Origin of the sequence: Streptomyces pyxinicus, from assembly GCF_024753135.1 — a bacterium.
GTDB classification, from domain to species: domain Bacteria; phylum Actinomycetota; class Actinomycetes; order Streptomycetales; family Streptomycetaceae; genus Streptomyces; species Streptomyces pyxinicus.
In genome coordinates this window covers 97,506-116,132 of the sequence record NZ_JANUGP010000008.1, presented here as the reverse complement: position 1 = coordinate 116,132, position 18,627 = coordinate 97,506, and the positions used below count along the sequence as shown (strand labels likewise).

General features: G+C 73.6%; 20 protein-coding genes. 10 read left to right on the top strand and 10 right to left on the bottom strand.

The window, feature by feature from the left end; genetic code table 11:
- The first annotated feature begins 97 nt into the window (after positions 1-97).
- On the top strand, positions 98-967 hold the full coding sequence (locus tag NX794_RS13370; protein ID WP_258778706.1) for an ABC transporter ATP-binding protein: 870 nt from the start codon (positions 98-100) through the stop codon (positions 965-967).
- Positions 964-1,635 (top strand): ABC transporter, encoded by a 672-nt coding sequence (locus NX794_RS13365; RefSeq protein WP_258778705.1) that lies wholly within the window; start codon positions 964-966, stop codon positions 1,633-1,635. Before NX794_RS13370 ends, NX794_RS13365 begins: the two co-directional genes overlap by 4 nt.
- A 32-nt stretch (positions 1,636-1,667) precedes the next feature.
- On the opposite strand, the gene NX794_RS13360 is transcribed toward NX794_RS13365, so the two are convergent.
- The 8 genes from NX794_RS13360 to zapE form a co-directional block, all read right to left on the bottom strand.
- Entirely contained in the window at positions 1,668-2,516 is an 849-nt protein-coding gene (locus NX794_RS13360; protein ID WP_258778704.1) for a polysaccharide deacetylase family protein, read from the bottom strand.
- A 114-nt stretch (positions 2,517-2,630) separates the two neighbouring features.
- A complete protein-coding gene (locus NX794_RS13355) occupies positions 2,631-4,154 on the bottom strand; it encodes an FAD-dependent oxidoreductase (protein WP_258778703.1) in 1,524 nt (507 codons plus the stop codon).
- A 28-nt stretch (positions 4,155-4,182) separates the two neighbouring features.
- Positions 4,183-5,190: a PPK2 family polyphosphate kinase gene (locus NX794_RS13350; RefSeq protein WP_258778702.1), complete on the bottom strand. Its 1,008-nt coding sequence runs from the start codon at positions 5,188-5,190 to the stop codon at positions 4,183-4,185.
- Positions 5,191-5,235: 45 nt separating this feature from the next.
- Positions 5,236-6,120: a slipin family protein gene (locus tag NX794_RS13345; RefSeq protein WP_258778847.1), complete on the bottom strand. Its 885-nt coding sequence runs from the start codon at positions 6,118-6,120 to the stop codon at positions 5,236-5,238.
- Between the two features lie 121 nt (positions 6,121-6,241).
- Positions 6,242-7,771, bottom strand: coding sequence for a SulP family inorganic anion transporter (locus NX794_RS13340; protein WP_258778701.1), 1,530 nt, complete (start codon positions 7,769-7,771; stop codon positions 6,242-6,244).
- An 8-nt stretch (positions 7,772-7,779) separates the two neighbouring features.
- A complete protein-coding gene (locus tag NX794_RS13335; RefSeq protein WP_258778700.1) occupies positions 7,780-8,358 on the bottom strand; it encodes a carbonic anhydrase in 579 nt (192 codons plus the stop codon).
- A 233-nt stretch (positions 8,359-8,591) separates the two neighbouring features.
- Positions 8,592-8,987 carry a hypothetical protein gene (locus tag NX794_RS13330; RefSeq protein WP_258778699.1) on the bottom strand — a complete coding sequence of 132 codons (396 nt, stop codon included), beginning with the start codon at positions 8,985-8,987 and terminating at the stop codon, positions 8,592-8,594.
- A 162-nt stretch (positions 8,988-9,149) separates the two neighbouring features.
- Positions 9,150-10,253 carry a cell division protein ZapE gene (gene zapE, locus NX794_RS13325; RefSeq protein WP_258778698.1) on the bottom strand — a complete coding sequence of 368 codons (1,104 nt, stop codon included), beginning with the start codon at positions 10,251-10,253 and terminating at the stop codon, positions 9,150-9,152.
- Positions 10,254-10,289: 36 nt separating this feature from the next.
- Between zapE and NX794_RS13320 the strand changes: the two genes are divergently transcribed.
- The 8 genes from NX794_RS13320 (at position 10,290) to NX794_RS13285 (ending at position 17,596) form a co-directional block, all read left to right on the top strand.
- Entirely contained in the window at positions 10,290-11,126 is an 837-nt protein-coding gene (locus tag NX794_RS13320; RefSeq protein WP_258778697.1) for a pyrimidine reductase family protein, read from the top strand.
- A gap of 130 nt (positions 11,127-11,256) precedes the next feature.
- Positions 11,257-11,730, top strand: a complete 474-nt coding sequence (locus NX794_RS13315; RefSeq protein ID WP_258778696.1) for an indole-3-glycerol phosphate synthase — start codon at positions 11,257-11,259, stop codon at positions 11,728-11,730.
- Between the two features lie 99 nt (positions 11,731-11,829).
- The gene (gene murC, locus NX794_RS13310) at positions 11,830-13,221 is read left to right on the top strand and encodes a UDP-N-acetylmuramate--L-alanine ligase (RefSeq protein ID WP_258778695.1); all 1,392 of its coding nucleotides are present in this window, start codon (positions 11,830-11,832) and stop codon (positions 13,219-13,221) included.
- Between the two features lie 13 nt (positions 13,222-13,234).
- Positions 13,235-13,642 carry a peptide-methionine (R)-S-oxide reductase MsrB gene (gene msrB, locus NX794_RS13305; protein WP_258778694.1) on the top strand — a complete coding sequence of 136 codons (408 nt, stop codon included), beginning with the start codon at positions 13,235-13,237 and terminating at the stop codon, positions 13,640-13,642.
- A gap of 77 nt (positions 13,643-13,719) precedes the next feature.
- Positions 13,720-14,997, top strand: coding sequence for a PP2C family protein-serine/threonine phosphatase (locus tag NX794_RS13300; protein WP_258778693.1), 1,278 nt, complete (start codon positions 13,720-13,722; stop codon positions 14,995-14,997).
- A gap of 129 nt (positions 14,998-15,126) precedes the next feature.
- Positions 15,127-16,278 (top strand): ABC transporter ATP-binding protein, encoded by a 1,152-nt coding sequence (locus NX794_RS13295; protein ID WP_258778692.1) that lies wholly within the window; start codon positions 15,127-15,129, stop codon positions 16,276-16,278.
- Positions 16,278-16,931, top strand: a complete 654-nt coding sequence (locus NX794_RS13290) for an ABC transporter permease (protein ID WP_258778691.1) — start codon at positions 16,278-16,280, stop codon at positions 16,929-16,931. The genes NX794_RS13295 and NX794_RS13290 overlap by 1 nt, the downstream gene beginning before the upstream one ends.
- Positions 16,928-17,596, top strand: coding sequence for an ABC transporter permease (locus NX794_RS13285; RefSeq protein WP_258778690.1), 669 nt, complete (start codon positions 16,928-16,930; stop codon positions 17,594-17,596). Before NX794_RS13290 ends, NX794_RS13285 begins: the two co-directional genes overlap by 4 nt.
- Before the next feature lie 6 nt (positions 17,597-17,602).
- Here NX794_RS13285 and NX794_RS13280 read toward each other — a convergent pair whose 3' ends face one another.
- Together NX794_RS13280 and NX794_RS13275 are read right to left on the bottom strand one after the other, a co-directional pair.
- A complete protein-coding gene (locus tag NX794_RS13280) occupies positions 17,603-18,202 on the bottom strand; it encodes a GTP-binding protein (RefSeq protein ID WP_258778689.1) in 600 nt (199 codons plus the stop codon).
- Positions 18,189-18,617, bottom strand: a complete 429-nt coding sequence (locus NX794_RS13275) for a DUF742 domain-containing protein (protein WP_258778688.1) — start codon at positions 18,615-18,617, stop codon at positions 18,189-18,191. Before NX794_RS13275 ends, NX794_RS13280 begins: the two co-directional genes overlap by 14 nt.
- Positions 18,618-18,627: the final 10 nt, after the last annotated feature.

Below are 18,627 nucleotides of genomic sequence, written 5' to 3'. Positions count from 1 at the left end.
ACAGCGGGCTCATCAACGCGGCCCGGGTGAGTGGGGGGAACCTGTCGCCGGTCTGGGGCATCTTGATCAGTCGGGGGACCGGGGGAGAAGGGGAATCATGCGGCAAGAGGTGCGGCTGACCGCCGTAGGGCGTCGTTACGGGCTGCGCGGGCCCTGGGTGCTGCGTGGCGTGGATCTCGGTGTCGGTCCCGGGACGCTGGTCCGGGTGGACGGGGCGAACGGCAGCGGGAAGTCCACCCTGCTGCGGCTGCTGGCCCGGCTGGACGCGCCCAGTGAGGGGCGGATCAGCGGGCGGCCGCGGACGGCGTACGTGCCGGAGCGGTTTCCGGCCGCCCTGCCGTTCACGCCCCTCGGGTACCTGGCTCACCTCGGCGCCGTCCACGGACTGCCGCGCGAGGCCGCCGCGCGGGCCGCCAAGACCTGGCTGGAGCGGTTCGGCGCGGAGGCCTACGGGCGGACGCCGATGGCGCGGCTGTCCAAGGGCAGCAGCCAGAAGGTCGCCGTCGCGCAGGCCCTCGTCGGCGACCCGGAGCTGCTGGTGCTGGACGAGGCGTGGACCGGGCTCGACGCCCCCGCGCGGGCCGAACTGGAACGGGCCGTGGCCGAGCGGACCGCCGCCGGGGGAGCCGTGGTGTTCGTGGACCATGATCCGCGCCGGCTCGCCGGGATGCCCGACGCCACCTGCACCGTGACCGGCGGGCGGCTCGAACGCCGTACCGGCGGTCATGGCGCGGCGGTGGCCGGGCCGCTCACCGTCGTCACCGTGCAAGGGGCGACGGGGAGTCAACTGCCGTCCCACGTCAGTGAAGTGGTCGTGTCGGGTGCGGAGATCGGGGGCGGCCGGCACCGGCTCGTCGTGCCCGCCTCCCGTTCCGACGTGCTGCTGCGCGCCCTGCTCACCGCCGCCCCGCCCTGGCATGTGGTCGGCGTCGTGCCGGCCGCCGACGACTCCGGGAACCGCTCATGACCGCGCTCCTGCGCTACCAGTCCGACCTGCTCCTGCGCTCCCAGCGCTGGCTGCCCCCGGTCATCCTCTACGCCGTCTTCCTGTGCGTCGGGGTGCGGAGCGGTGAGCCCGTCCTGGACTCGCTCGGGTACACGGCCGCCGCGCTGCTGCCGGTGGCCGCCTGGCTGACGCGGATCTGCGTCACGGGCGAACCGGCCGCCGCTCGCGCCTGTGTCGCCGCCGCCCGCGGCCCCGCCCGGGCCCAGCTGGCCGGACTGCTGACGGCCCTGTTCGCCGCCGCGCTGCTCGGCACCGCCGCGACCGTCGTGGTGGCGCTGATCAGCGATCCCGCGAGCAACGGCCACCGGGTGCACGTGGCGCCGTGGCGGGCCACCGCGTCGGGGCTGCCGGCCGCCCTCGCCTGCGCGCTGCTCGGCGCGGCCGTCGGCGCGCTCACCTGCCGGCCCGTGCTGCGCTCCACCGGCCGGGCGGTGCCGGCCATGTTGCTCGGCGCGCTGCTGGCCCTGGTCGTGGCCGGGTCGCCGGCGCAGGCCGCGGTCAGCGGTCTGGTCACCGGCTCGCGGACCGGGAGGGCGCCGGTGCCGGTGCTGCCGCTGGTGGCGGCCGCCCTGGTCGCGGCCGCCGCCTTCGCGGTCTCCGCCCGGCTGGCCTCCCGCCGCGCACCCTGAGCCGGTGGGTCAGGACTCGTCCGGCGTGACGCTCAGTGCTTGGCGCCGCTCTGGCCGATCAGCTCGGAGACCTTCACGAACCGGTATCCCCGCTTGCGCAGCTCCGGTACGACCGACCGTACGACCCGCTCCGTCGTGGGGGCGGCGCTGCGCGTGCAGTGCATGACGACCACCGAGCCGGGCTTCACCCCGTCCAGTACCTGCCGGACCACCGCGTCGGCGTCCGTGGCGAAGGCGTCACCGCTGACCACGTCCCACTGCACGGCCGTCACGCCGAGCCCGGACAGGGCGCGCAGGGCCTGCTGGTCATAGCAGCCGCCGGGAAAGCGGAAGTACGGCATCGGCTTCGGCACGCCGGCCTTGCGCAGGGAGTCGTAGGCCCGCTGGACGTCGTCACGCATCCGGTCCGCGCCGACCGTCGGCAGGCCGTAGCAGTCGGCGGTGAACGCGTAGTGGCTGTAGGAGTGGTTGGCGACCTCGAACTGCGGGTCTTTTCCGAGGGCTCGCGCCTGCGCCGGGTACTGGTCGGCCCAGCGGCCGGTCATGAACACGGTCGCCGGCACCTTCAGCGTGCGCAGCGTGGCGATGAGGTCCGGGTTGTCGAAGTGCTCGCCGTCGGCGGCCCGGGGGCCCTCGTCGGCGGTCATGTCGGCGTCGAAGGTGAGCGCGACCGTCTTGCCCAGGGTGCGGGGGCCGTGCTCGAAGACGGGGGTCAGGCCGCCCGGGCCCGGGGTGAGTACGGGCGGGCGGGTGGCGGTGGGGGAGGCGGAGACGGGGGATCTGGAGGGGGCATGGGAGCTCGTGGTGCCCGCGGTACCGCAGGCGGTGAGGGCCGCGCCCAGGGCGCAGACGGCGGTGATACGGCGTGCTAGTGGGATCACCGTACGAACGTAGGGCTGGATGTCGGTTTGTATGGTGATATGTGCATCGGCGCGGCCAGGAAGGTCACCCGCGCGGACGCCGGACCACCCCGCACCGGACCCGAGCGCCCCGTCTCACTCCAGCTCGTGCCGCTCCAGCGGCTTGACCGCCGGGCCCTGGAGCACCGAGCCGTCGACGTCGAAGCGCGAGCCGTGGCAGGGGCACTCCCACGCCTTCTCGGCGTCGTTGAAGGCGACCAGGCAGCCCAGGTGGGTGCAGCGCGCGGAGACGGCGTGCAGCGCGCCCGCGTCGTCGCGGTGTACGGCCAGCCGCTCGCCGTCGGCCTTGACCACCGCGCCCTCACCGGGTGCCAGCTCGTCCACCCCGGCCGGCCGCTTCAGCCGGTCGCCGACGAAGTGCCGGGCCACCTCGGCCTGGTTCTTCAGCAGCGACGGCGCCTCCCGGACCACCGACTTCAGCCGACGTGGGTCGTACAGCGCGTGCCAGGCGCAGTCGCGGCCCGTGATCAGGGCGGTCAGGAGCAGCCCGGACATGATGCCGCCGCTCAGGCCCCAGCCGTTGAAGCCGGTGGCGACATAGGTGTGCCGGGCGCCGGGGTGGAAGGGGCCCACCATCGGGACGGTGTCGCTGGACTCGTTGTCCTGCGTCGCCCAGGCCTGGTCCAGGCGGACCCCCGGGAAGTGCTGCTCGGCCCAGGCGGTGAGCCGGTCGAAGCCGGCCCGCACCTCGCCGGTGCCCGGCGTGAAGTGCTCCCCGGTGACCACGAGCAGCCGCTGCCCGTCGGCGCCGTACGGCGCGGTCCGTACCGAGCGGGTGTTCTCCTCCGGGGTGATGTACATGCCCTCCGGGTCCGGGCCGTCGCCCAGCGGCCCGGCGACGACCAGTTCCCGGCGCGGGGACAGCCGGGCGAACAGCAGGGCGCGGTCGAAGACCGGGTAGTGGGTGGCGATCACCACGTCCCGGGCGGTCACGGTGGCGCCCGACTCGGTGGTCAGCCGGCACGGCTCGCCCTCCGACAGGCCGACGACCCGCGTCTCCTCGTACACCCGCCCGCCGTGCGCCAGCAGGTCGGCGGTGAGCGCCCGCAGGTACTTCACCGGGTGGAACTGCGCCTGCCCGGTCACCCGCACCGCGCCCGCCACCGGGAACGGCAGCCCCGTCTCGGTCGTGAACGACGCCGGCAGCCCCGCCTCCCGGGCGGCCTTTGCCTCCGCCCGCAGCTCGTCGGCCCGCTCCGGGTCCCGTACGAACGTGTAGGCGTCCCTCGTCTCCCACTCGCAGTCGATGCCCAGCCCGGCCACCAGCCCCGCCGCGTGCTCGATCGCCTCCGACTGGGAACGCGCGTACAGCCGGGCGCCCTCGGGACCCCGGGTACGGCGCAGCCGGTCGTAGACCAGGGTGTGCTGGGCGGTCAGCTTGGCGGTGGTGTAGCCGGTGACGCCGGCCGCCACCCGCCCGGCCTCCAGCACCACCACCCGCAGCCCGGTCCGGGCCAGCTCGTGGGCGGTGCTGAGACCGGCGATGCCGGCGCCGACGACGGCCACGTCGGCGTCGGTGTCCTCGGTCAGGGCGGGATGGGACGGCCCGGGGGCGGTCCGCAGCCAGTACGAATCGGTGACCTTCCGCTGCTCGCGCATGGCCGCCGGGTACCCAGCCCGGCCGCCCTCACGTCTCCTTCAGCAGCCGCTCACGGCACTCGGCGACGTCGTAGCCCGGCTCCGGGTACCGCGGGTCCAGGTCCCGCAGGTGCTCCAGCAGCAGCCGGGCGACCGCCCAGTTCCGGTACCACCTGCGGTCCGCCGGGACGAGGTACCAGGGCGCCCGCGCGGTGCCGCAGTGTTGCAGGGCCTGTTCGTAGGCCTCCTGGTAGGCGGGCCACAGGGCGCGGTCCTCGATGTCGGAGGGGTCGAACTTCCAGTGCTTGTCGGGGCGGTCGAGCCGGCGCAGCAGCCGGCGCTTCTGCTCCTTCCGGGAGAGGTGCAGGAAGCACTTGACGACGGTCACGCCGTCCTCCGCCAGCTCCCGTTCGAAGTCGTTGATCAAGCCGTAGCGGCTGCCGACCTCGGCCGGGCGGGCCAGGTGGCGGACCCGGGCGACGAGGACGTCCTCGTAGTGGGACCGGTCGAAGATGCCGATCTCGCCCGGCTCGGGCAGCGCGCGCCGCACCCGCCACAGGAAGTCGTGGGCGCGCTCCTCCTCGGTGGGCGGCTTGAACGCCCTGACCCGGGAGCCCACCGGGTTGAGCCCGCCGATCACGTGCTTGACCGTGCCGCCCTTGCCGCTGGTGTCCATCCCCTGGAGCACCAGCAGCACCCGGCGCCGGTCGCCCGCGGTGGCCGCCGCCCACAGCCGCTCCTGCAGCTCCGCCAGGTCCGAGGCCATCCGGGCGGAGTCGGCGAGGCCGACCTGCTTGCCGCCGGGGGCGCCCGGCGTGTCCCGGGTGCCGTGGGCGGCCAGGTCGACCGGGCTCCCGTCGGTGGGGAGGCGGAGCGATCCCCGGAGGTCGTCGAGATCTCCGGCATCTCCGGTACCGCGCCTCGCCTTCTTCCCGGCCTTCTCAGGCTTCCCGGTCTTCTGGGCCTTGCCGGGCTTCCCCGCCTTGCCGGGCTTCCCCGCCTTCCCGGTCCTGCCGCCCTCGCTCGCCTTCGCTTCCCTCGTCGTCTTCTTCGCCACGGGCGCCCCTTCTCCTTCGGACCCTGCGTCGGTGGCGGCCGCCGTTCAGCCCGAGCGCGATCCACCGTCGCCGTTCGGTCCCGAGTGCCCCGCGTGTGGCTCCAGGAACGGCGGGCCGCTCGCCTCGCCGGTGCCCTGAGCCGGGCCCGGAGCGGGAGCCTGGCCCGGTCCCTGGTTGCCCCGCTCCAGGAAGTGCAGCAGCTCCACCGGGATCGGCAGGACCAGCGTGGAGTTCTTCTCGGCCGCCACCGCCATCACCGTCTGGAGCAGCCGCAGCTGGAGGGCGGTCGGGGTGTCCGACATCTGCTGGGCGGCCTCGGCCAGCTTCCTGGACGCCTGGAGTTCCGCGTCGGCGTTGATGATCCGGGCCCGGCGCTCCCGGTCGGCCTCGGCCTGGCGGGCCATCGAGCGCTTCATGGTGTCCGGCAGGGAGACGTCCTTGATCTCCACCCGGTCCACCTGGATGCCCCAGCCGATGGCCGGGCTGTCGATCATCAGCTCCAGGCCCTGGTTGAGCTTCTCCCGGTTGGAGAGCAGGTCGTCCAGGTCGCTCTTGCCGATGATCGAGCGCAGTGAGGTCTGGGCCATCTGCGAGACCGCGAACCGGTAGTCCTCGACCTTCACGAGCGCGTTCGCCGCGTCGACGACCCGGAAGTAGACGACCGCGTCCACGCGCACGGTGACGTTGTCGCGGGTGATGCCCTCCTGGGCGGGCACCGGCAGCGTCACGATCTGCATGTTGACCTTCTGGAGCCGGTCCACGAAGGGGATGACCAGGGTCAGGCCGGGCGAGCGCACCTCACCGGCGAGCCGGCCCAGCCGGAACAGCACGCCCCGTTCGTACTGCTTGACCACACGTGCCGCCATCGCCAGATAGACGACGCCCACCGAAGCACATGCCGCGGCGGCGCCCAGTGCGTCCTGGAGCATGGTGACCTCCTCGAAGGAGAGGTCGGGCATTTCGTCCGCTGCTGCAACGATATGCCCGGTCCGGGGGCGGAGGCCACGGCCGTACGGCCCCGCCCCCGCCCCCGTCCTTCGACGGGCGCCGTCACACCCGGGAGGGCTTCGCCACCGGCTCCGCAAGCCGCACCGGCTCCGTCACCCGCACCGGCTCCGTGCCCGCCGCGCTGTGGCGCTCCGCCCAGTTCTCCAGGGCGGTGCGGCAGGCGTGGTCGAGATGGTGCAGACCGGTGAGATCGAGGCTGACGGGGCGGTCCTGGGGAAGGGACTCCAGGCTGTCCAGGATCTTCGGCAGCCGCAGGAAGGTCGCGTTCCCCGACAGATACGCCGTCACCGGCCCGGCGCCCTTGTCGACGATCTCCAGCCGGATGTGCGAGGCCTCCCACGCCGTCTTGACCACGGCCAGCGCCAGGCCGATCAGCACGCCCTCGAACATGCTGACGGCCACGATCGAGAGCGCGGTGACCGACAGGACCAGCGCCTCGCCCCGGTGCTCGCGCCACAGCACGGCCAGCGTCCGGACCGGCACCAGCTTGGCGCCCGAGTAGATCAGGACGCCGGCGAGCGCCGGGACGGGTATGTAGGCGAGGACGCCCGGCAGCAGTGCCGCGAAGAGCAACAGCCACACGCCGTGCAGTACCCGGGAGGCCTTGGTGCGGGCGCCCGCCTGGACGTTGGCCGCGCTGCGCACGATCACCGCGGTCATCGGCAGCGCGCCCAGCAGCCCGCACACCGTGTTGCCCGCGCCCTGGGCGATCAGCTCCTGGTCGTACCGGGTGCGGGGACCGGAGTGCAGCCGGTCCACGGCCGCCGCGCTGAACAGGGACTCGGCCGACGCGATCAGCGTGAAGGCGAGGACCGTGCCGAGGACGCCGACTCCGGCCAGCTCGCCGAGGGCGCTCAGCGGGGGCGGCTGGACGGAGCCGAGCAGGCCCTTCACCTCGACCGTGGCGACCGGCAGGTCCAGCGCGAACACCGCCAGCATGGCGAGGCCGACCGCCGCGAGCGGGGCGGGCACCGCGCGCAGCCGCGCCGGGGTGTGCTTCCACAGCAGCAGCACCGCGACGGTGCCCGCGCAGACCGCGAGCGAGATCAGGGCCGGGCCCTCGCCGGCGGCGTCCCAGAAGGCCCCCGGCAGCCCGGCGATCTTGCCGAGCCCGGAGTCGGGGGCCTTGGCGGCCAGCGCCGGGTAGAGCTGGCCGGCGATCAGGATCAGCCCGATGCCGGCCAGCATGCCCTCGACGACGGACACCGAGATGGCGCGGAAGTACCGGCCCAGCCGCAGGACGCCCATGCCCACCTGGAGCAGGCCCGCGGCGAGCACGATGGCGCCGAGCACGGGCAGGCCGTACGCCTGGACCGCCTCGAAGACGAGCACGGTCATGCCGGCCGCGGGACCGGACACCTGGAGGCTGCTGCCGCGCATCAGCCCGGTGACGATGCCGCCCACGATGCCGGTGACCAGGCCGAGTTCGGCGGGCACCCCGGAGGCGACGGCCACGCCCACGCACAGCGGGAGCGCCACCAGGAACACGACGAGGGAGGCGGCGAAGTCCTGCCTCAGATGCGGGAACCTCGCGGACGGGGGATGGGATATGGAGGTGCGGTCGCTGGTCATCGGCGCGCTCACAGGGACTCGAAGGTGTCGGTGTCCGGGCGGTGCGTCCGTACGGCGCCGGTGTGCACCTCGTAGTACCAGCCGTGCAGGCCGAGCCGGCCCTCGGCCAGCCGTCGCTCCACGCACGGGTACGAGCGCAGCCGCAGCAGCTGCGTCAGGACGTGGCTCTGCACGCCCTCGGCGACCTCCGGGTCCTCGGCCGCGCCGGCCGGGCGCGGGGTGGCGTGCGCCAGCCAGTCGCGGACGGCGGGTACGGCGGTCAGGTCGTCGCCGCGCACCAGGGCGCCGACGGCGCCGCAGTGCGAGTGCCCGCAGACCACGATGTCGCGTACGCCGAGCACCTCCACGGCGTACTCGATGGTGGCGGCCTCGCTGGTGGGGTGCTGCGAGGCGTGCGGCGGGACGATGTTGCCGGCGGTGCGCAGCTCGAAGAGCTGGCCGGGGCGGGCGCCGGTGATCAGGGCGGGGACGACCCGGGAGTCGGAGCAGGTGATGAAGAGGACCTCGGGTGTCTGGCCCGCGGCGAGGCCGGCGAACTCCTCAGGGCGCTGTCCGAACGTACGGGCGTTGTCGATGAGGGGCTGCATGTGTGTATTCCTCCTGGCGCGCCGCGGTGGCGCGTCGGACGTGCACGGCATGTGGGGGTGAGGCGCGAGCGGCCCGGCTCCTCGGCCGGGTCGCGGGGCTCCTCGGGGCAGCGGTGGGTAGGAAGCCGGCGGCGGTGGCCGGTGCGGCTTCAGTGGCCGGGGATGTGCGTCTCAGCGGCCGGGGATGTGCTGCCCCGGCGGCTGGGGAGGTGCGGTCTCGGCACCGGAGGATCTCAGCAGCGGAAGACCTGGAGCGCTGCCGGTGTACCGGTTCTGGAGAGTCTCGGGGCGTGCTGCCACGGCGCGTCGGAGGGCTCCGACGCGGCCGCCTCGGCCGCCCGGCCGGTTATCAGGGGGTGTTCCTGCGCCCAGCCGGAGGCCGAGCCGCGCTGCCGGTCGCGTACGTGCGGGACGCTCGCGGGCTCACCTGTGCGGCCCGGGGCGCGGAACGTCTCCGCTCCGTCGCGGACCGGTGTCGCCGGAACGGTGAGTCCGGGCTCGGCCTTGGCCACTGCCTGACCGAAAGTGTGCGCGGAAGCGAAGGGTCCCGCGGGAGTGAAGAGCTGGAGTGCGAGCACGGCCAGGGCGACCGCGGCGAGCGCGAGCCGGCACGTCGTACCTCGGAACATGCGCCCCCCTTCGCCCTGTTCGTCTCTCTGGTGCACACCAAGCACTGGTCAACGGATGGTCAAGAAACACGTTAACCCTGCAAAGTCCTTTGCAGGGTTAACTGCGCGTTAAGCGCGTGAGGAAGCGTGGAAATGGCGGGTCGCGTGGCGTGAACTCGCCCGTCAGGCCTGGACCAACCCCTTGGCGTCGCGGGCCAGCGCGGTGAGCCGGGATATCGCGCGGAAGTACTTCTTGCGGTAACCGCCGTTCAGCATCTCCTCGCTGAACAGCCGGTCGAACGGCAGCCCCGAGGCGAGCACCGGGACCTCCCGGTCGTAGAGCCGGTCGGCGAGCACCACCAGGCGCAGCGCGGTCGACTGGTCCGGCACCGGCGCCACCCCGGTGACGCACACCGCCTTGAGCCCGTCGGTCAGCGCGCCGTACCGGCTCGGGTGCACCTTGGCCAGGTGGTCGAGGAGGCGCGTGAACTCGTCCAGCGAGGCGCCCTCGGTGGCGTACGCCGCCTTGGTCACCTCCTCGTCGGTGAACGGCGCCGGCGCCTCGGGCAGGCCCCGGTGGCGGTAGTCCTCGCCGTCGATGCGCAGGGCCCGGAAGTGGGCCGACAGACCCTGGATCTCGCGCAGGAAGTCGGCGGCGGCGAACCGGCCCTCGCCCAGCTTGCCGGGCAGCGTGTTGGAGGTCGCCGCGAGCGCCACGCCCGCCTCGACCAGCTTGCCGAGCAGCGTCGACACCAGGACGGTGTCGCCCGGGTCGTCCAGCTCGAACTCGTCGATGCACAGCAGCCGGTGGCCGCTCAGCGTGCGCACGGTCTGCTGGAAGCCGAGCGCGCCCACCAGGTTGGTCAGCTCCACGAAGGTGCCGAACGCCTTGAGCGCGGGCTCGGCCGGGGTGGCGTGCCACAGCGAGGCGAGCAGGTGGGTCTTGCCGACGCCGTAGCCGCCGTCCAGGTACACCCCGCGCGGCCCGGCCGGGGTCTTCGGCGCCCGGCTCCGGCCGAGGCCGAGGAAGCCGCGCCGGCCCGAGCCGGAGGCGTGCGCCCCGCCGAGCCCGGCGGCGAAGCCCTCCAGCACCCGGACCGCCTCGGTCTGGCTGGGCTGGTTCGGGTCCGGGAGGTAGGTGGCGAAGCGGACCGAGTCGAAACGCGGCGGCGGCACCATCTCGGCGACCAGCCGCTCGGCGGGTACGCGCGGCTCGCGGGCGCACAGGGACAGGGGGCCCGCGCCGGCCGCGGGGCCGGATCCGGGGGCGGAGGTGGAGGACGACACGGTCACCCATGCTAAGCGCCGTGTCAGACTGCACGAATGCGACACCTGTTCCCTGTGACCGACGAAACAGCAGCCCAGGCCCCCGGCGGGGACACGGAGGCGGCGGGGGTGGACGGGGTCGCCGGGGCCGACGCCCGCACCGGCCGCGAGTGGGCCCTCGCCGAGCTGGCCGCCGCCTACGCCTATCCCGCCCGGGTGTCCGGACCGGCGCGGCCGTGGCTGCGGGCCAACATGGTCTCCTCGCTGGACGGCGCCGCCCAGCACGAGGGGCACTCCCAGCCCATCTCCAGCGCCGCCGACATGCGTATCTTCGGCACGCTGCGGGCATTGGCGGATGTCGTCGTGGTGGGTGCGGAAACGGTACGGCAGGAGGGGTACCGCCCGGCCAGGGCCCGGGCGGAGTTCGCGGCCGCCCGTCAGGCGGCGGGGCAGGGGCCGGCCCCCGCCGTCGCCGTCGTCACCGCGAGCCTGGAGCTGGACTTCTCGCTGCCGCTGTTCACCTCGCCGCTGGTCCCGACCCTGGTGCTCACCGGGGCCGCCGCGGCGCCCGAGCGGATCGCCGCCGCCGAGCAGGCCGGTGCCCGGGTGGTGATCGCCGGCGAGGGGACGGGCGTCGAACCCGCCCGCCTGGTCGGCGCCCTCGCCGAACTGGGCCACACCCGGCTGCTCACCGAGGGCGGCCCCCGGCTGCTCGGCCAGCTGATCGCCGCCGAGGTGCTGGACGAGCTGTGCCTGACCGTCTCGCCGACGCTCACGGCGGGGGACGCGCAGCGGATCGCCGGGGGACCGTCGGTCGCCGTGCCGCGCCGGTTCGGGCTCGTCTCGCTGCTGGAGGAGGACGGATTTCTATTCGGCAGGTACCGGCGCTCCTGAGATCTCCGGAATCTTTCGTTCCGGTTAGCGTCCGGCGGGCAGACTAAGTCCGGCAGTACCCGTGCGATCACGGGGAAGGATGGTTTCCGCAAGGGCCCGGACCGGGCCCACAGAGGAGAAGAGGCGTTTGGTGTTCACAAGCGTTCTGATGATCGAGAAGGCCCTCACGTCCGCCGACGTGGAGTTCGTCACCACCTTGCACGGAGAAGAGCCGGTGGCGTTCCACGTGCTGCTCCAGCCGCGCGGCGACCAGGCGGACCGCCTGCTGCGGGCCATCGACGACATCGCGCTTGGCGAACTCGACGACGCCGTGCGCGAAGGGGAGACACCGGAGGGTGACGACGCCCGCGGCGTGGGCCGGCAGGCGCTGGACGTCTCGCTCCAGGCGCTGCGCTCCTCGGGCAGCCGCGCGGAGGGCCGGCTGGTCGAGGACCACCCGCTGGACGCGCTGAAGACCCTGGTGGCCGAGGTCGGCGCGGACGAGGTGATCGTGCTGACCGACCCGCACTACGTGGAGGAGTTCTTCCACCGCGACTGGGCCTCCCGGGCCCGGCACAAGGTCGGGGTGCCGGTGCTCAAGCTGTTCTCGCACAGCAAGGCCTGACCGGCGCGGCGGCCGTGGCCCTCCCTGCGGGGAGCCGGGGACGCGAGCGCATAGGCTAGGGCGCGCTCAGCCCCGTACCGGAAACCCTGGGAGAAACGCATGGCACCCGGCCTTCCTGCCGCCATGGACCGACCGCACTTCATCGGCATCGGCGGCGCCGGGATGTCGGGCATCGCCAAGATCCTGGCCCAGCGCGGCGCCCGGGTGGCCGGCAGCGACGCCCGGGAATCGGCGACCGCCGAGGCGCTGCGGGCGCTCGGCGTGACCGTGCGCATCGGGCACGACGCCGGGTACCTCGCCGACGACGCGAGCTGTGTCGTCGTCTCCTCGGCGATCCGCCAGGACAACCCGGAGCTGGCCCGCGCCGCCGAGCTGGGCGTCCCGGTGGTGCACCGCTCCGACGCGCTCGCCGCGCTGATGGCGGGGCTGCGCCCGATCGCCGTGGCCGGTACCCACGGCAAGACCACCACCACCTCCATGCTGGCGGTCTCGCTCGGCGCGCTGGGCCTGGAGCCGTCGTACGCGATCGGCGGCGACCTGGACGCGCCCGGCTCCAACGCGCTGCACGGCGCGGGCGACATCTTCGTCGCCGAGGCGGACGAGAGCGACCGCAGCTTCCACAAGTACGCGCCCGAGGTCGCCATCATCCTCAACGTGGAGCTGGACCACCACGCCAACTACGCGTCCATGGACGAGATCCACGAGTCGTTCGAGACCTTCGTCGGCCGGATCACGGAGGGCGGCACGCTGGTGGTCTCCGCCGACCAGGAGGGCGCCCGGGAGCTGACCCGCCGGGTCCGGGGGAGCGCGGTGCGCGTGGTGACGTACGGCGAGGCGGCGGACGCCGACGTGCGGGTGCTGTCCGTGGTGCCGCAGGGCCTGAAGAGCGAGGTGACCGTCGTGCTGGACGGGCGGGAGCTGACCTTCGCGGTCTCGGTGCCCGGCCGCCACTACGCGCTCAACGCCGTCGCCGCGCTCACCGCCGGTGCCGCCCTCGGCGTCCCGGCCGCCGAGCTGGCCCCGGCGATCGCCGCGTACACCGGGGTCAAGCGCCGCCTGCAGCTCAAGGGCGAGGCCGCGGGCGTGCAGGTGATCGACTCCTACGCGCACCACCCGACCGAGATGACCGCCGACCTGGAGGCCATGCGCGCCGCCGCCGGCGACTCCCGGATCCTCGTCGTCTTCCAGCCGCACCTGTTCTCCCGCACCCAGGAGCTGGGCAAGGAGATGGGGCAGGCCCTCGCCCTCGCCGACGCCTCCGTGGTGCTCGACATCTACCCGGCCCGCGAGGACCCGATCCCCGGGGTGACCAGCGAGCTGATCATCGAGGCCGCGCGCGCCGCGGGCGCCGACGTCACCGCCGTACATGACAAGGCCGAGATCCCGGCCGTGATCGCGGGAATGGCGAAGCCCGGCGATCTCGTTCTCACCATGGGCGCGGGCGACGTGACCGACCTGGGCCCGCTGATCCTGGACCGTTTGTCGCAGTAAGGGGCTGACGCTCATGTCGTACGACGTCGAGAAGCCGGACGAGCAGTGGCGCGCGGAGCTGAACCCGGCCGAGTACGCCGTGCTGCGCCAGGCCGGCACCGAACCGGCCTTCACCGGTGAGTACACCGACACCGAGACCAAGGGCGTGTACTCCTGTCGCGCCTGCGGTGCCGACCTGTTCACCTCCGACACCAAGTTCGAGTCGCACTGCGGCTGGCCGTCCTTCTACGACCCGAAGGACACCGACGCCGTGGAGCTGATCCAGGACCGCTCGCACGGGATGGTCCGCACCGAGGTGCGCTGCGCCCGCTGCGGCTCCCACCTCGGGCACGTGTTCGAGGGGGAGGGGTATCCGACCCCGACCGACCAGCGGTACTGCATCAACTCGATCTCCCTGCGGCTCGACCCCGAGGAGGGCTGAGCCGGCCGGCGCGGGCCGGGGCCGGTGTGACCGGTGCCCGGCCCGCTCCGGTTTGAGACGCTGTGAGGGTGTGGGGTGTGGCGCGCTGGATCCTGTCCCGCCGCGGGCCGGAGCCCTTTGACGGTGACGGCCGCGCGGACGGCCGGGCCGAGGAGGCGGAGGAGCCCGGGGTGCGGCTCGGCGCGCTGCGGGAGGTGCTGGCCGGTATCGGCACCACCCTGGACGAGGCGGCGACCTGCGCCGAGCTGACCCGCGCGGCGGTCCGGCTCGCCGGTGGCACCGCCGCCGTCCTGCGCCGGACCGGGACCGCCGTCTCGGGGCACGAGGCTGCCTCCGGGTACGAGGCCGTCGCCGGGGACCCCGGCGTGCTGCCCGACGCCCGCTGGGCCGCCGCCGTCGCCCGGGAGGCGGCCGTCGCGGCGGCCGGCAAGGGACCCGAGCCCTGGTCCGAGCACGCGGCCGGGACCGCCCTGTACCTGCCGCTGGTCGGCGGGACGGACGTGTCCGGCGCCCTGGTGTGGGCCCGGGACGGTCGGCCGCCGCGCCGGGCGGAGGCCGAACTGCTCGCCCTGCTCGCCGAGCGCGCCGCCGCCCACATCCGCGACGCCCGCGCCTACGACGAGGTCAGCCGCACCGCCGGCGACCTCCAGCGGGCCCTGCTCGCCGCGCCCGGCCGCCCGCACCCCAACCTGGACGTCGCCCTGCGCTATCTGCCCGTCGGCGGCAACGCCCTGGTCGGCGGCGACTGGTGCGAGACCGTACGGCTGCACTTCGGCCGGACCCTGCTGGTGGTCGGCGACGTGATGGGGCACGGCCTGGAGGCCGCCGTCGACATGAGCGCCTACCGCTCCTCGCTGCGCTACATCGCCGCCTCCGAACTGCCCCCGCACCGGGTGCTGCGCCAGCTCGACGAGATCGCCTCCACCGAGGAGGACCGCAGACCCGCCACCTGTCTGCTGGCCCGGGTCGACCCCGGCCGGCATCAGGTGACGCTGTCCAGCGCCGGACACCTGCCGCCCGTGCTCATCACCGCCGAGGGCGAGGCCGCGCTGCTGCCGGTGCCCGTCGGACCGCCGCTCGGCACCGGACTGGGCGGCTACGAGTCGGCCACCCACACGCTCGCGCCCGGCCAGACGCTCGTGCTCTTCACCGACGGACTCGTGGAACACCGGGGCGAGGACATCGACCGCTCCCTCGCCCGGCTGGCCGCGCTCCGCTTCCCCGGCGGCGCCGGCGTGGACGAGGTGCTGGAGACCATCGTCGACCGGCTCCAGGCCCGGCGGGCCGAGGACGACGTCGCGGTGCTCGCGGCCCGGCCGCACCCGCGCCGCGACGACGCGCCGGCCGAGGAATGAGGCCTCCGTCGTCTCCCGCCAAAGTGCTGAAACACTCGCCGTCTAGACTCTCCCCGCAGTGGCCGGCGCAGGAACGACCGTGGCCGGAAGCAGGCGGACCTCTGCCAAACCCGAAGGGTATTCGGCGTTTTGATACGGATAGACTCAGTCACCAAGCGGTACCCGGACGGCACGGTCGCGGTCGACCGGCTGTCGCTGGACATACCGGACCGCGCGATCACCGTCCTCGTCGGGCCCTCGGGCTGCGGCAAGACGACGACCCTGCGGATGATCAACCGGATGGTGGAGCCCAGCGAGGGCGGCATCCTCCTCGACGGCAAGGACATCCGGCAGCAGCCGGTCAACACCCTGCGCCGCTCGATGGGTTACGTCATCCAGAACGCCGGGCTCTTCCAGCACCGCACCATCCTCGACAACATCGCCACCGTGCCCCGGCTGCTCGGCCGGCCCAAGCAGCAGGCACGCGCCCGGGCCGCCGAACTGATGGAACGCGTCGGCCTCGACACCGCCCTGGCCAAGCGCTACCCCTACCAGCTCTCCGGCGGCCAGCAGCAGCGCGTCGGCGTGGCCCGCGCCCTCGCCGCCGACCCGCCGGTCCTGCTGATGGACGAGCCGTTCTCCGCCGTCGACCCGGTGGTCCGCAAGGGACTCCAGGACGAACTCCTGCGCATCCAGAGCGAACTGGGCAAGACCATCGTCTTCGTCACCCACGACATCGACGAGGCCATCAAGCTCGGCACCATGGTCGCCGTGCTGCGCACCGGCGGCCGGCTCGCCCAGTTCGCGCCGCCCGCCGAACTGCTCAGCGCACCCGCCGACCCCTTCGTCGAGGACTTCCTCGGCGCCGACCGCGGCATCCGCCGGCTCTCCTTCTTCCCCACCACGGAACTGGAGTTGCAGACCGCGCCGGTGGTCGCCGTCGACGCCGGCGCCGAACAGCTCGCCTCCCGCGCCGGCGCCCCCTACCTCCTCGTCACCGACCTGGACGGCAGGCCGCTCGGCTGGAGCGAGCCGGACCGGCTCACCGCCGGCGCCGTCGACACGGACCGACTCCTGCCGTACGGGCGCCCGTTCGTGCCCGGCACCGACTCGCTGCGCACCGCGCTCGACGGCGCCGTGCTCTCGCCGACCGGGTGGGCCGTCGCCGTGGACGGCGAGGGGCGCGCCGTCGGCGTCGTCTCCCAGCAGGTCATCGGCGAGGCCATCCGGACCGCCCACAGCCGCGTCGCGGAGCAGGCCGCCGAGCATGCCGCCGGACAGGCCGAGGTGAAGGCCGGGTGATGAACGGCTTCTTCGACCTCCCGAGCGACCTCCAGCACAGCTACCTCGGCCTCGTCGGCCTGCATCTGCGCGAGGCCCTGCTGCCGGTGCTGGCCGGGCTGCTGCTCTCGCTGCCCATCGCCCAGCTCTGCGTGCGCTTCCGCTGGGTCTACCCGCCCGTCCTCGGCCTCACCACCGTGCTCTACGCCATCCCCTCGCTGGCCTTCTTCGTGGTCCTCATCGACTACTTCGGGCAGAGCGAGACCACCGTGATGATCCCGCTGGCGCTCTACAGCCTCGTGGTGCTCGTCCCGGCGATCGTGGACGGCGTCCGCTCGGTGCCGCCCGAAACGCTGGCCGCCGCGCAGGCCATGGGCTTCGGCGCGGTCCGCCGCTACTTCCAGGTGCAGCTCCCCATCGCCGTACCGGCCATCATCGCCGGCCTGCGGGTGGCGACCGTGTCCAGCATCTCGCTGGTCAGCGTCGGCATGCTGATCGGCAACCAGGGAGCGCTCGGCAACATGCTGTACGACGCGCAGATCTACCACCGTCCCGTCCTCGCCGTGAACGCGGTCCTGACCATCGCCGTGCTCGGCCTGCTCGCCGACGCCGCGCTGGTCCTGGTCCGCCTGCTGCTCACGCCGTGGATGCCGAGGAAGGGCGCCGCCCGGTGAACGTCCTGGACTTCGCACACGCCTTCTTCAGCGACACCGCCCACTGGCACGGGTACGACGGCATCCCCACCCGGTTCGCCGAGCACGTCCGGTACTCGCTGGAGGCGCTGCTCATCGCCGCCGCGATCGGGCTGCCCGTCGGCCTGCTCACCGGCCACTACGGCCGGGGCGGCAACACCCTCGCGCTGCTGGCCACCGCCGGCCGGGCCCTGCCCAGCTTCGGCCTGCTGGTCCTGATGTTCATCTGGATCGGCTTCGGCCTGCTGCCGGTGATGATCCCGCTGGTGGTGCTCGCCGTCCCGCCCATCCTGGTCACCACCTACGAGGCGATCCGCTCCGTCGACCCCTCACCCGTGGACGCGGCCCGGGGCATGGGCATGCCCGAGACCCGGGTGCTGCTCCAGGTGGAGGTGCCGGTCGCGCTCCCGCTGATCCTCAGCGGCCTGCGCACGGCGGCCATCCAGATCGTCTCCACGGCCACCATCGCCGCCTACGTCAGCCTCGGCGGACTCGGCCGCTACATCATCGACGGGCTCTACCAGAAGGACTACGAGAAGGTCGTGGGCGGCGCCACCCTGGTCGCCGGCCTCGCCCTCGTGACCCTCGCCATCTTCTGGGCGGCGGCCCGGCTCACCGTGTCCCCGGGGGTACGGCGCGGCACCTGAGGGCGCTCACCCCTCGGTGCGGGCCAGCGCCAGCTCCAGTACGACGAGCAGCGCGTCCCGCACCGAGCCCCGCTCCCGGGCGTCGAACACCGTGACCGGCACGCCCTCGGAGACGTCCAGCGCCCAGCGGACCTCCTCCAGCGTGTGCTCGACCCTCCCGTCGAAGGCGTTGACGGCGACGGCGAACGGGATGCCCCGGTGCTCGAAGTAGTCGACGGCCGCGTAGCAGTCGTCGAGGCGCCGGGTGTCGACGATGACCAGCCCGCCGACCGCGCCCTCCACGATGTCGTCCCACATGAACCCGAACCGCTCCTGCCCGGGGGTGCCGAACAGGTACAGCTTCAGCGTCGGGTCGATGGTGAGACAGCCGAAGTCCATCGCCACGGTCGTCGTGGTCTTGCGCGGGGTGTGCGTGAGGTCGTCCACCCCGGCCGCGACCTCGGTGATGGACGCCTCCGTGGTCAGCGGCTCGATCTCCGAGATCGCGCCGACGGCGGTGGTCTTGCCCACGCCGAAGCCGCCCGCGATCACCATCTTCACCGGCAGCGGCGGCCGGACCGCACCGGGCGCGGCGGCGCCCCGGACCAGCGGTTCAGTCGGAGTCACTCGATACCCCTTCGGAGTCGGGGATGGCCCGGAGGCCATCGATGAGCCTGCGCAGGACGGACGCGTCGTGCGTGGCGTCGGTGTCCGGCACGTACACCGCGAGCCGGCCGGCCTCGCGCAGGTCCTCGGCCAGCACACGGACCACGTTGAGGTGCAGCCGCAGCCGGGCCGCGAGTTCCGCGAGGGACTGCGGCAGCCGGCACGCGGCGACGATGTCGTACTGCTCGAAGGAGAGCCGGCCGAGCGCGGCGAGACCGGCGGCGGTCGCCACCACCTGGGTCTCCACCGGCATCGCCCGGCCGGAACCGCCGTCCGCCACCCGGCCGGCGGTGACCAGGAACGGCCGTACGGCGGAGGCGGGTCCGACCGGTTCCGGGTCCGCGACCGGGGCGCTGTCCGTACCGGCGTCCGCCATGGGTACGGTC